The organism is Trinickia sp. LjRoot230, from assembly GCF_964253315.1.
Classification (GTDB): Bacteria; Pseudomonadota; Gammaproteobacteria; order Burkholderiales; family Burkholderiaceae; genus Trinickia.
In genome coordinates this window covers 860,891-874,652 of sequence record NZ_CAXUQX020000001.1, presented here as the reverse complement: position 1 = coordinate 874,652, position 13,762 = coordinate 860,891, and the positions used below count along the sequence as shown (strand labels likewise).

General features: G+C 62.2%; 6 protein-coding genes. 1 reads left to right on the top strand and 5 read right to left on the bottom strand.

Going from position 1 to position 13,762, the window contains the following annotated elements; genetic code table 11:
* Window positions 1-5: 5 nt before the first annotated feature.
* Entirely contained in the window at window positions 6-1,112 is a 1,107-nt protein-coding gene (locus ACSQ20_RS04110; RefSeq protein ID WP_436017696.1) for a helix-turn-helix domain-containing protein, read from the top strand.
* An 851-nt stretch (window positions 1,113-1,963) separates the two neighbouring features.
* On the opposite strand, the gene ACSQ20_RS04105 is transcribed toward ACSQ20_RS04110, so the two are convergent.
* The 5 genes from ACSQ20_RS04105 to ACSQ20_RS04085 all read right to left on the bottom strand — a co-directional run bounded on the left by ACSQ20_RS04105 (window position 1,964) and on the right by ACSQ20_RS04085 (window position 13,700).
* Window positions 1,964-2,752, bottom strand: a complete 789-nt coding sequence (locus ACSQ20_RS04105) for a hypothetical protein (protein WP_436017694.1) — start codon at window positions 2,750-2,752, stop codon at window positions 1,964-1,966.
* 217 nt (window positions 2,753-2,969) lie between these two features.
* Entirely contained in the window at window positions 2,970-5,438 is a 2,469-nt protein-coding gene (locus ACSQ20_RS04100) for a hemagglutinin repeat-containing protein (protein ID WP_436017692.1), read from the bottom strand.
* A 9-nt stretch (window positions 5,439-5,447) separates the two neighbouring features.
* A complete protein-coding gene (locus ACSQ20_RS04095) occupies window positions 5,448-11,165 on the bottom strand; it encodes a two-partner secretion domain-containing protein (RefSeq protein WP_436017690.1) in 5,718 nt (1,905 codons plus the stop codon).
* Between the two features lie 30 nt (window positions 11,166-11,195).
* Entirely contained in the window at window positions 11,196-12,854 is a 1,659-nt protein-coding gene (locus ACSQ20_RS04090; RefSeq protein ID WP_436017688.1) for a ShlB/FhaC/HecB family hemolysin secretion/activation protein, read from the bottom strand.
* Window positions 12,855-13,058: 204 nt separating this feature from the next.
* Entirely contained in the window at window positions 13,059-13,700 is a 642-nt protein-coding gene (locus ACSQ20_RS04085) for a DsbA family protein (protein ID WP_436017686.1), read from the bottom strand.
* Window positions 13,701-13,762 lie beyond the last annotated feature (62 nt).

The following is a 13,762-nucleotide window of genomic DNA, read 5'->3' as shown; positions in this document are numbered from 1 at the left end:
CTCTCATGGCTGAACGCATCGCAATTCTGATCTTCGACGCGTTTTCGCTCGTCGAAGTAAGCTCCGTGGCTGAGGTCTTTCGACTCGCCGACGAGATCGAACTCGAACGCGAGGTCGCGGCGCGTGAGCATGTGAGCGCGCCGTCATCGTCTTCATCGTCGCCTTCGTCGCTGTCATCTGCCGCGGCGTCGGCCGGTGAATCCGACGTGCGCGAACCCGAGCCGCTGCATAGATTGCATGAATCGCATTCGGCGAATGGGCTTCATGCTCCGTACGAGCTGATCGTGGTATCGGACGTGGGCGGCAGTATTGCAAGCAGTGGTGCGATGCGGGTGTGGTCCGAGCGGCTCGAAGATTACGCGTCGATCGGCTTCGACGTGCTTTTCATCGCGGGTGGCCCGGGCGCTGGGCGTGTCAAGACGGATGAAACACTCCTGCGCCACTTGCATGCCGTGCTCGCGAAGACGCGTCTTGTGAAGGCGATTGGTGAAGGCTTTGCGATTCTCGCGGCCGCGCATGCGCTCGGCGGACATGCCCAGCCTGGCGCTGCGCCGAATGCGCCACTTTTATCCGGCGCGACTACTGCGCCGCGCACCGCTCCGCTGATCGAGCAGCCGGTGGCACTCGACGACCCGCTGGGGCCGATTGCGGCAGCGCTGTCGATCGTCAAACGCGAGCGCGGCGCTGACACGGCTCGCGAGATTTCTGAGCGTTCGATTCCCGGGGCATGGCGAAGGCTCGGGGCGGTGCTGGGAGAACTCGATGAAGGCGGTGCGCGGGAGAAGATCAACGCCGCGGCGCGCTGGATGCGGGAGAACTATGGACAACCCGTTTCGGTGGCGAAGGCGGCACAAGTCGCAGCGATGAGCGAGCGCAGTTTCTTGCGGCGTTTCAAGTCGCAAATGGGGCTCACGCCTTCGGAATATCTGCTGCGCGCGCGGCTTGATGCGAGTTGTTTGCTGCTTGTGGCGACGGATCTGCCGGTTGATAAAATCGCGCGGCGTTGCGGCGTCAGCAGCGGTGATGGGCTCGCGAAAATTTTTCGCAAGCGCCTTGCGATTTCGCCGACGGAGTATCGTACGACGGAGCGGCGGCGGTCGGTGCGGGGGTAGGGGTGGTTGTACGCATCGCTATTATTCTTGCTCTCAGATCCGAACTACATGCATGCCTATCGCTACAGCCATCAGAATCACCAGTAGAACGAGCAGCAGGTTTCGCCATCCTCGTCGCGTCGTTGGAAGCTCGCTTAGCGCCGCGCCGCCACTCAGCAAGACAAGAGCCAAGACCACCAACGCGGCAATGACCATCGTGGCCTTCGCTAACATTCCGAAGAACAGTTCAGCAAAGTGACTCAGCCACGTGGAACGGCGAGGCCCTACCGTCGGACGGCGAAACTCGGGATGTTTGCGCGAGAACATTGGGTTGAATTAGTTCAATTGACCGAGCCGCGCCTGCGTAGCTTGCTACCACGCCACGGCCTCTCCAGACTGAAATCGCACCGGCGATAGCGAGGGTGAAATTCAACACCTTCGTCGAGCGGACTTCTACGGCTATCGCTAGGGCGGTCGCGCCTGCCTCGATCGAGAAGGCGCCCAAAGCAATGCGCCAGACCCGTTTCGCGCAACGATTCTTGCTTCAAGCCAATAAGACGTACCTCACCGCAAAACACAGGGAATCAACCACTGCATCCACAGCCGTCGAGATCGTCTGCAGAGTTGGTACTTCGACCTCGATAATGGATCGGTCAGGGTTTCACAGACACTCATGAGCTGTTTAGAGCGTAGTGCCGCTCGAACTCAACAGGTGGCCAATTTCCGATCGACGCAAACATCCATGCCTCAACGGAACAGGAGGCTCTTAACTATCACGTACACAATGAAGCTCATCATCGCCGTGAAGACGCTCCACCACACGATTTTTTGTGGCCGCGTTTGCGGAACAGATGTGATTGACGGTCCCATCTCTACCATTCAGCTCCGGTTTTCCCTTGATCTACCGAGAATCCCCCTCCTGCGGTAGCAGGGTTCTTTGTCTTTCCAAGCGTCGTGCCTGCACCCACTCCAATAATGGTCGCGGTCCCGTTGCCCGGCGATACCATCACCCCACCGCCGAGACCACCATACAGCGCAGACCCTCCGCCGGCATACCCTTCAGCAAACTTGTTTGTTTGACCTGGTCGCACAGTCATCGTATTGAGATACCCGCCGGAAATGTTTACACCCGCCCCCACTGAATTCGGGATGCCCTTATTCAATCCGTAACCCAAGTATGAGTTGCCATCCCGCGTGAACGTCCCCCACACGCTTCCCACGAGGTAATCGACCTGGAAGTTCACAAAGTCCGGCATTCTGAACAGCCCCGGATTCGAGCCGATCGTTGTCGCCTCGTACGTCATGCCGTTCGCTGCCTTGCCGTTCGTGTTGTTCACGATGAACGCCTGCACGTCAGGATCCCCGCGCCGCACGTTCTGTACCCACACCGACTCGCCCTTCACGTTTTGCCCGTAGTAGCTCCAGTCCGTCCCGTCTTGCGGCTTCTCGCCCGTCGCAACTTGATTCTCGCCGTAGTACGCCTTCCCGTCCACCGTCAAATCCATCAGTGCCTGTTGATTGGCAATGTCGTCTCCGGTGTACGACAGCCCCTTTTCCTCAGCCAACGCCGTGAGCTCCTTTCTTTGCTCCCGGTCTTCATCTTGAAGCTGCCGATTAAACCGGACAGTTAATTTTTCAGAACAGTTCTGTTGTTCGATCAAGAACGTCGTCCCATGTTGCAGCGCGCCGCGACAATGAATGCGCACATCACCCCGCCCAGGACAAAGCCATGGACAAAGATATCGTTAGCATCCTGCCGGCTCCATTCATGTGCCCCCCCATAAAGCAATCGCGCCAAATAAACAACAGCAACCTTTATCGCTGCCACCCCCAGCAGTGAAATACCGACTGCATATACCATGAGAAGTAGCAGTCGCATCACTTTTTCCCGCCTTGGCTGTCTCGAACGCTATTGATTTCAGCGGCTCCGAATTCAAAGCCAATGCTGCCGCCGATCGAAGAGCTGATTGCTGGCACGTTGTTCGGCGTAAACAGCCTCAATCCAGACGATCCCGACCATTTTCCGACATCGGCCCAACCGGAACTGTTCATCGTCGGCCTCATCAATGATCCGACTCCAGCTTCAACGCTCTTACCGATACCGTAACCGAATATCGAGCCCACACCGCTTGCGGCGCCTCCGAGCACGACACTGTCGCTCTTTCCCTGCAAGATGTTATTGAGTGCCGTCGTTGTCGCGCCTCCGAGGATGTTGATGCCGACGTTCCTCGCTAGTCCGGCATAGACGGAGCCAGCATATCCAGTCCCGAAGGAGCCGGCGACGTCCACCCAGTTGATGGAGCCGCTTCGGAGATATTGCGTTACCGCATTAGTCGTGGCGCTGACAGTGCCGGCCCCCACTGGCGAAGCCCATGCACTCGATCCGAGTGCGCCGTTCGTGCTGAGGAGCGGTGCGCCAGGAATCATGGCGACCGGCGCCGCGAATGCTATCGTCGCTGCACCAGCTGCCGCGCCCCACGTTCCCTTTGCATAAGCATCGCGATACATCTGCTCCCGGCTCGCTGAATTCGCAATGTCGTCGGCAGTCGGCGCATTCATGCCAACGCCGCTCGGATAATATTTGGCATACATGTCCGTATTGGCCTTTTGTTCCGGGGTCGCATAGAAGATATAGCCTGGCCCGCTGTTGCCATCCGCAGGCAACATGCCGCGCTCTTGACGCAGGAATGCAGCAGCACGCTCATTCCACTGCCCAGGCGAGCCGTTTTGAAGCATCAAGTTTGCTTGAGTCAACAGTTCTTGCTCCGCCTGATCAACCGTCAAGCCGGTTTGCTTTGCGTAACTTTTCTTTCTTCTCTCGATCGAGCCTCTTTCCTCCGGATGAAGCTGCCGATTAAACCGATCCACGTTATACGCACCCACAGCACCCGCATTGCCGCCTACTGCCACGCCCAGCACCGTCGCGAGGCTATTCGCCACGATATTGGCCAATGCCTCGTCGACGTCGGCGTTACCCGTGGGCTTTGATGACCTGATTTGCTCAGCAAGCTCGTCTAACTTGCCACCCGCCAGCGAAGCCACCCCGGCCCCCGCCGCCGCGCCCACCGCATTGCCGCCACCAAGCCCCACCGTCACCGCCGCCCCCGCGGCCTGCATCAACGCGCGGCCCTTGCCGCCCTCGCTCCAACGCTCAGCCTGCGCTTCGTAGTGCCCCGCAAGCTTCGCGTCACCCCGCGCCTTGGCCTGCTCCATCTCTTCCAACGCCGCCTTATGCTTGCCGTTCGCATACCGGCCGATCTGCTTCGCCACCACCTCCCCCGCTGCCTGCACCGCTGTCATCACCTCCGCCTGCCGGTTCAGCCTGCTTTGCAAGTCCGGCGTGCGAGCCACCGTGCCGCTCAATGCGCTGGTATCGCGATTGAGCATCGCCACGTCTTGCACCTGATTCGCTTCATCGGTGATCGTGATCGAACCCGCTTCCACCGCACTGCGCGTCAGCGCGCTTTGGCTGCCACTGTCGTGTTGCACCAGCATCGGCGACACCCCGCCCGTGTTCTTGCCCGAGCTCGCACCGTGCGTCGCGTAGTTATTGCCGCCGTTACCTGTCGTGCCCCCTTGCGCCATCCCCCCGCTCGTTGCGCGATAGGTGGAACGGTTCATGACGTCGCTCCAACTCAGCGTGCCCGTGCTCAGGCGATTGTCCGGCGCGCTCGCCGTACTCGCGAGGTACCCGCCTTTCAAATCCGTATTGCCCTTTACCGTCACCTCAAACCCACCCTCACCGGCTTGTAGGCCTGACTGCTCGTTCACCGCCTCATAGTTGCCGCGCGCTTGACCAGCGTTGACGCTAAAGCTGCCGCTCGCGCCGCCCGTGCTCACCGCAAAGCCACCGCCCCCACTGTACTGATGCGCCGCACTGCGGCTCGTGTCCTGCATCGAGGCAATGTTCAAATCGCCCCCAATGTCCGCCACGATGCGCTTCGCATTCACGTTTGCGCCCACCACGTTCGTGTCGCCCCCGCTGACCAGCGTGGCCCGATCGCTTGCGTTGATGTGCGTGTTGTTATGACTGCTCGCATCGGCATTCGCCTCGCCTCGCGCGTACGACACCGAGCCCGATACGCCCACCCCATCCACCCCATACGACACCCCCACGCTCGCGCTCTTCGATTCATTCGTGCTGCGCGTGCGGTTCGTGTCGACGCTGCTCAGCAAATCAATGCGATTGTTCGCTTGCAGTAAGGCCTCGCGTGCATCGATGTCCGAGCCCGCGATCGTGAGGTTGCCGCTCTCGGATGCCGCGTCGCCTGTTGCGACGAATGCCGCGGTCTCGCCCGCACGAATATGGCTGCCGGTGTGCTGCGTGCTGTCTTCGGTAAAAGTCATCTTGCTACGCTACGCGCCCACACTCAGTTCCACTTTCGCCTCCGGCCGGCGCTTAGGGTCCTGGATTGCGCTGATCATGTCCTCCGTGGCAATCAATGCCTGCATCGCGCCACCCGCGGCGGCAATGCCGCGCAGGGCTGCCGCACGGCCATCTTGGCTGTCGCTTGCCGCCTGCGCCTGCTGGTTGACGTTTTGCAGCGCATCGATCACCGGCGTCTTGACCGCCAGCGAGATGCCCGCACTCTTCATCTCGTGCGTCTCGTCATGATGGCGCTGTGTGCTCGACGCCTCAATGCTCACCTCGCGGGCGATACCGGTGATGTTCTCGCCCGCTATGACGTCCGAGCCCGTGATCTGCAGCCGATTGCCGGCCTGCATCCTCACACTGGCGTGCGTGCTACCCACTAGACTGCCCTGCTCGCCGCGCACGGTGTCGCGGCTCGTGTCGGTCGTTTGACTGCGCCCGTAAGAGATACCAGCGCCTGCCGCGCCCAGGCCGCTTCGCGTGACGTCCTTGAAATGGTACTCACGTGCCGAAGTCTCGGCCGTCCCAATCGAGAGGTCATGCCCCGCGGCCAGCGTGGCGTCATCGGTTGCCGCAATCGTCGCCGCTTGCGTGCGGAGGTCATTGCTTGCCGTCACCGTGACGCTATCGCCCGAGAGCGTCGTGCCAATCGCCTCGGTGTGCGCGCTCGAATCGAGCGTGTGTGTCCTCTTCGACGACAGGAATCCGCTTTCCTTGTGGTAATGCTCATCCAGCGCGCTCGCGCTCCGTTTGCCCGCATCGAGTTTCACGTCGCGCCCGGCATGCACGTCGATCTCGCCTTGCGCGCTGGCATAGGCGGCAACCGCGTTGACATCGCGCCCCGCCTGCATCGTGAGACCTGCGCCCGATGCGATGCGCGTGCCCACGTCCACCGAGGCGGCATGCTCCGCGCGGTTCCTCTCGCTCCATCGGATCGCCTCCTCGCTGCTTTCACGTGCGGCAAGCAGGTTGATGTCGTTGCCGGCTACGATTTGCGCCTCCCCCGTCGTGGTCATCACTGCGGCACGGGCGTTCACATCGTGCCCCGCTTGCACTTGCAGTGTGCCCGCGTTAATCGTCGATAGGCGATCAACGCCCGTGGCTGTGCCGCTGTCGGCCTCGGCCGAGCGCGTCGTACTCGTCAGATTCACATCGTGGCCCGCCGCGAGCGCCACCGCATTGCCCTGAATCACCCCACCGAGATTCGTCAAGTCACGTTTTGCGCCGATGAGCACGGTATCGGCCTCGACCATGCCGCGGTTCGTAATCGAGTCGGCGGTGATAACCGTGACCTTTCGGCCCGCGATCGTGCCTGAATTCCGGTACGAACCCGCCGCGTCGATGCGAACCCGCTTGCCGGCAATGACGGTGCCCTCGCCCGTTACGTCAGCCGCGCGGGCACGCAAGTAAACCTGCGGGGCCAACACCGTCTGCTCGGTTCCATCCGGCAGCTTCACCGACTGATTGACGAGCCACACCATATCGGTGGTCAACGCGGCCATTTGCGCTTCGGTGAGTGCGGTGCCGACGTTCAGATCGAACCGCTTGGCCGCTTGCACCCCATTGGCCAGCAGCGTCTGATACTGACGCTGCTTATCGGTGTAATCGCCCACGAAATACTGTCCGGTCGTACGCATGACTTGCTGCAACACCAGTTGCTGCTCGTAAAAGCCGTCGCCGATGCGCTTGGTGACGCGCGCCGGATCGGTCTTGAGCGCCGCTAACATCGTGTCGCTCGATACCTCCGTCTTGCCGCGTGTGAAGCGCGGATCGGTTTGGATCAGAAACGGACTGCCCGCATCGGGTGTGACGCGATACAGCGCGTGGCTTGGCAGTTGGACGTTCGGGCTCACGGTGCGAATCACCGCGTCCCCGGCGTTGGCCCGGACTGCCGTGATGAGCGCCTGGTCCAGGCCGCGGGTGGGGATGCCCGGCACGACCTTCGCAGGCGAGCCATTGAAGGTGGGCGCATCGGGCGTCCCGGCCGCGACCTGCTTGATCGGAGCGGCGCGTGCCGCATTGGGCGTGGCCACCGGCAGCTCGATCTCACGCGCGGGCACGGCCGGCCGATACGGCGTGTAGTCGTTCTTGCGCTCGTCCCCGCTAAATCGTCCACCCGAGGCGACCCGCGTATAAATCGCGTGCCCCTCCGCCGTGAACGTTTGTTCGCCCACCGCACGCTGGTTGTCCCGCATGCCGCCTAAATACGCGGTGCCGCCCGCGACGATCTGGCTCTTGTCGTTGCTGCCGTCTTTCGCGTTGATATGAATATTGCCGCCCGCGGTGATCTTGCCCGGCTGCGTCGCGACAACCACGTCCTTCGACGAGCGCATCTGAACATCGTAGATGGTCCAATCCGATACCATATGGCGGCGAACGTCGTCGTTGTATTTCCAAATGGCACGGTTCAATGCGGTGTAGGCACTGCCGCTCGCTCGCATCCAGTTGATCACCGGCGCGCAATCGGGGGCGGTCGATATAAAGCACGTCGTGATGGCGGCACTGCCTGTCAACGGCGGCAGTGGCCGGCCCCGCCCATCACGCTGTTCGACACTTGGCACGGCGGGCGGCGCTGCAATACCAAACGTCCGCCAAATGCCGTTATCCCCGAACACGCGGTACTTCGGTGGTACATTCTGCCCGCTCATGTCATCCCAATAGGGCTCTGAGAACACCAGATCAATCGCGCCCGCCACTCCGTTCACGGTATGCGGACCGAACGTCGCCGTCGGATACGTCTTGGACGGCAGCAGCAACACTTTGTGATCGTCCGAGCCAAGCCACCGATAGTTGGCGCCATCGGTGATCTCGTGATTGTTGCGGTGGTACAAGTGAACGGTCGACGGATCGATCTGCTCGGTCGAGCCCGGGAGCTGATGCCAGACCTTGCGGCCCGAATCGGTCGTTTCCTTAGCCGTTCTAAAGTCCGCGTTCAGGTTATCGACCCGATCCGCATCGATGTTGGCGTCTCCTCCCGCATCGAGCTGGGCACCGATATTAGTGACGGTCTCGGCGGTGCCCATTGCACGCGCGTCGGCATCGAGCGCACCGCCGATGCGCATATCGCCGCTCGCGTGCACGATCGCGTGCTGCTCGTTCGACATCGTTTGCGCGCCGATGTCGGCGTCGCCGCGCGAAGCGATTACGCCGCCGACACCTTGCTCGTTCTGTGCGTTGATAACGGTTGGCGCGCCGACCGACACCGTGTCTCCATAGAGGCGCCCAATATTGCGCACCGTCTCGTTGGCCGTGACGTGGGTCGCACCGCCATCGATCAATCCCTCATTGGCAACGGTGTCGGTCGCTTTGACGTTCGTCTGCACGGTGCCGATCATCTCGCCACTGGCCTTGTTGTTGACGGTGGCACCCGACACTGAAAGCCTGTTGCCGGCCGATAGCGTTCCGCTGTTCTCGTGCGCGCCTTCGGTTGTCGCGCGCAGGTTGCCCGCTGCGGCCACGGTCCCCCCGTTGTTGAGACCGTCGCGCCCGGAAAGCTTAGCGTCACCAGCCGACTCAAGTGTCCCGCCGTTATTGAGCACGCCCGCCGAAACATCGAGCTGCTGGCCCGCGTTGACGCGACCATCCGTATTGCTGAACGTCCCCGCGCTTTCGAGCTTGACCTTATCCGCATCGACTACCCCCGCGCGATTGGTCAGCTCCGCATTTTTTAGCGAAAGATCCTTGTCCGCCAGCAGCTTGCCCTCGGTGTTATTGGTCGCGCCGTCGGTCGTAATCGACAATCCGCCCTCGACCGAACCGATCATGCCCTGCACGTTCTGCAGCACACCCGCGGTAAGTTGCGTGTCGCCGGTCGTGGCGATGGTGCCGCCGCGATTCGTCAGTTCGCCAATGACCCCGATATTGGCCGCACCCGACGTAATCGTGCCTTCGCCATTCGCCAGTGCGCCTGCGCGCAACGTCAGCTCACCGCCCACACCGAACCGGCCATTGGAGTTATCGATCTCCCGCGCGACCTCAAACGATCCATCCCCGGCAATGGTGCCGATTTGACCGTGCTCATTGCTCAACAGCCGGCCGGCCTTGAATAGCAAGCTGCTTGCGCCTACGATCACGCCATTGGCATTGGACGCCGCGCCACTTGCGTCCACCTTCAACGCGCCGGCGGCCACGATCGTGCCCGAGTCGTTCTCGATCGACTCGGCCGCCACCTGTGCCTCGCCCCCGCCGATCGCCCCTCGCTCGTTACGCAGCACCCGCGCGTCGAGCGTCAAGCGGCCCGCTGCCGACATTGTGCCGTCCGTGTTATTAACGTCCTCGCGCGCCTGGATACGTAAATCGCCCGCCACGCTTCTTACCTGCCCACCGCGCGTATTCGAAAGCGTCTCGCTTTCGAGCCTCAGCCGCTTACCGCCTTCGATCACCCCGCCCGCATTCGAAATATCGCGCGCCGCCTCGATCGTAAGCTGGCCCGCCGTGCCGATTCGCCCATCGGTATTGTCCAGGCGCGCCGCGTCGATCGTTGCGTGGTTCGCCAGCAGCGTGCCGCCGACGTTCGACATCCGCTCGCGCGCCACCACATCGATGCCGCCGCCCGCAGCGATCAGCCCGCGGTTCACCACCTCCGACGCGACAAGCTTCACCGTGCCGGGCGCACTCGGCACACCGCTGCTATCCACACCGGCCCATACCTGCGCGCTGTTGCGAAGCACCGCTGCCTCCAAGGTGACGTCCCCCGTCGCCGCAATCACGCCCTCATTCGAGAGTGCCGCCGAGGCGCTCAGCGTCGCCGCCTGCGCGCTGACGATCTCGCCCCGATTCGTAACGACCTTGCCCTCGATACGCGTACCCGCTGCCGATTGCAGGCGTGCACGCGGCTCGATCGTGATCTCGCCATTCGCCGACAGGTGGATCTCGCCCGTCAATGAGGTAATCCCGCCGACCTCGCGCACCCCCAAACCCGCCTCGGTGCCGATCAGCCGCACACCGTTGGCGTACATGCTGCCGAGCGCCTTGGCGTCGATCGCAAAGTAAGGCGCGGGGCCGACGCCTGGCTGCGGGTGCGCCGCGTTCGTGCCGTAGTCGACCTGGTTGGCGCCGGCCACCGCGTCGGCCCAATCGGCCCACAGTTGGGCGTTGATCGTCATCGCGCGCGAGATCAGATCCAACGCACTGCCGCGCGCATCGAGCCCGGCGCCGGTGATATCGATATGGCCCTGCGTGACATTCAAGCCCGCGAGCGAGCCGTCGGCATTCAATGTCGGCAACCCAGTGGACAGCGACACGCGCGGCGTATTGATAAAACCGCACCCCGCGCAGGTGATGCCGGCCGGATTCGCGATGACGAGGTTGGCCCGGTGGCCAGCGATTTCGGTGGGACCGAGCAAGCGCGTGGCGTTGCCAGACGTCACCTGATTAATGATGACGCGTGCCGATTGGTTGCCCAAAAACGGATTGCCCTGCACGGCGCCCGCCAGTTGCGACGCAGTCGGCCGACCGCTATTGACAATCACCGCGCCGTTCGTGCCCACGTTGTACTGCGTGAAGTTGTTCAGCGAGACGCCCGCGCGATTGGGCGCCGTGATGTTGATCAGCGGCACCCCGTTGGCTGACACACCGATGACCGGATGCGTCGGCCCGCGGCGATCAGGCGTGATCGGCAACGTGATCTGCGCGTGGACAGCGAACGGCTGAGCAATGAATGCGCACAGGACGGCGAATCCAACACGCGTTGTTAGTCTCAATCTCCCCGATTTCATCATTTCCTCTCGCGCTTAGAACAACGTGCTCAGCTGAACGAGCAACGTGGGCGAACGGCGTTGGAAGTGATCGGGCATCGAAACCGGCCAACCCAGCGAGACGTCATAGCTCAGCGATGCCGGAGAACGCTTGGTCGATAAATTGCCGCGCATGCCCAGCACCGCGCCAACGAGTGCCCTGCCCGAGAGAAATTCCGTCGCCGCCCCGCGCACGCGCCCCGCATCGACCCCGACATAAAGCGCCTGCGTCCCGATGGCCGTCGGGACGAACCAATCGATTTCGTTGGAAAGCGCCCAACCGCTTTGCGCCGCCAGCGTCCGTTGCTGATCGAAGCCGCGCACCGCGTAGCGTGTGCCGATCGTGAAGTAGTCGGATGGTGTGAGCGGCGTGCGCGCATGCTGCGCGTTCCAGCTGAACCGATACGACAGCGCCTGTCCGCCCAACGTGAACGGCGCTTGCGCGCTCACGCTCGCGAGTTCGATTTGCGTCGCGCCGCTAAACTCAGGCGCGCCGATCACCGTTCCGGGGTTGCGCGAGAGACCCGGCAGCGACGCACGCCAGCCAAGCGAGCCGTCGAGTAGCGCATCGCCGAGATAGTGGCGGTGCGACACCTCGAGCTCATAGCCGATCACGTCGCGATGCTGCACCGGCAGGTCCACACCATCGATCGCGTTATGACTGAGTTTGTGGAAAATATCGGCACGCACCTCCGTGCGCGCTCGCGCGCTGCGATAGATGACGCCTGAGAGCCCCGCTTGCAGTTGCGATTGCGTGCCGCTGTATTCGATCGGGGCGTCGAAGCCCGCCACCGTTTGCTTGTAGCGCGAGCGGCTGGCGCTCAACGAGAGCAGCGCATAGCCGAGCGGCACGCTGTAGTTCGCCGCCACCGAGCGATTGCCCTGATCGCGCGTGCCGAAGTTCGCGTTGGTTGCACCAATAACCTGCAGTTGGTCGTACAGATGCAGCGGCGAATCGAACGTGAACGCGCTCGAGAGCTGGTACTTGCCTGTCGAGTCGAGCCCGGCGTTATCGACACCGACCACCGCCTGCCACCGCTTGCCGGTGCCAGGGCGCAGGACGATGTCCGATTCATCGGGCGATAGGCTCGGCGCAAGCTCGAACATCGCATCGGCTTGCGAGTGCAATCGACGCAAATTCTCCAGGCCCTGATCGATATCGCGCTGATTGAGCAGCGCAGGGTGAGACGTCGGCAATGCCGCGCGCAGCCAGCCGATGCCCGGCACCGGCGACTTGAGCTCCCCCACCCGGCCGGCCACGACCTGCAACGCGAGCGTGCCCGATTCCATTGATTGAACCGGCATCAGCACACGCGAGCTGATATAGCCGCGTTCGATCAGCGCGCCGTTCGCCACGTCCAATATCTGCGTGAGCGCCGTTTTACCGACACATTGACCTACCACCGGCTGCAGCTTGCGGCCAAGCCACCCGAATGGGTTGTCGTGCAAGACCAGCCGATTTACCGCAAAGCAAGTGGGTTCAACCGGCAAATGTGCGAGGTCCGCTGCCGTCGAGGACGGCTCGGCGGGTGTCAATACGTCTGGGCGCGCGTTGAGCGCCTCGATGGCTTCGAGTTGCTCTTGTTGCAGACGTTGAATCTGCGGCCCCGGTGTAGGCGGTAAAGACGGTGCGGCTGGTGCGGCGCGAGACAACATCAACATGCTCCCCAGCAGCCCAATCCAAGCTGCCAGGTGTCGGCGTTGCATCATTGGCGGCGTAATCGGTAAATGCGGTAAATGCGTATAACCGCCGCATTACACGCCGCTCGCCTCAAGCAATCGAAGTCGTTCGAGAAAATTCGGACTGAATAACGATTGATGCCCGACGAAACAGGCTCCCGCCCGCGCCCCTATCGCCCGCTATGAAGCCAGCCCATTCGGCAGCTCACTGATGCGCCGAATCTCGGGCGATTCGAGCCAGCCCGGCGAGCGCGCACAGTAAAGCACCATCGGCAGCGCATCCTCGCCCCAGAACAACTGCCGATTCAGACGAAACGTCGGCACCCCGAACACGTCCAGCGCGATTGCATCATCGAGGTTGCGCTGCAAACGCGCCTTCGTGTCCTCATGCTCGATCAACCGTTCGCCGTGCGGCACGCCGATCTCGCTGCATAGATCGGCAAAACCATCCGGCGTCGAAGGATCGCGGCCCTCGCGCCAGATGAAGCGAAACATCGAGCATACGGTACGAACATCCGCCTCGATCGCCGCCGCGAGCAACAGCGGCTTCGTCGAATCGAATGGATGAACGCGCGGCATCTTGAACGCAATGCCAAGCTGCTCGGCACGAAACAGCGCGTGACGATAAGTGAACACGCGTTTGGGCGGCACTTCGCTCGCCGGCCGCTGCCCCCAATGGCGATACAGCGCATGCACCGAAACAGGCAAAAGCCGAAACGGCATGCTCGGCCATTTGTCATGCTGCTCGAGCAACAGGTACGAAAACGGCGACACGAAATCGTAGAACCACAGCGGCGTGGCCGCGTCGATGGTTTGAGTCATGAAAGTCTCCAATTGCCCGTCTGGGCGGTGCCTCGCTCACGCTGCAAAATGCAAAAGCGCCG

Excerpts from the sequence above, each read along its gene's own strand:
- ACSQ20_RS04110 (WP_436017696.1), top strand. The coding sequence starts at position 6 with ATGGCTGAACGCATCGCAATTCTGATCTTCGACGCGTTTTCGCTCGTC.
- ACSQ20_RS04100 (WP_436017692.1), bottom strand. The coding sequence starts at position 5,438 with ATGACTTTTACCGAAGACAGCACGCAGCACACCGGCAGCCATATTCGT.
- ACSQ20_RS04090 (WP_436017688.1), bottom strand. The coding sequence starts at position 12,854 with ATGTTGTCTCGCGCCGCACCAGCCGCACCGTCTTTACCGCCTACACCG.
- ACSQ20_RS04085 (WP_436017686.1), bottom strand. The coding sequence starts at position 13,700 with ATGACTCAAACCATCGACGCGGCCACGCCGCTGTGGTTCTACGATTTC.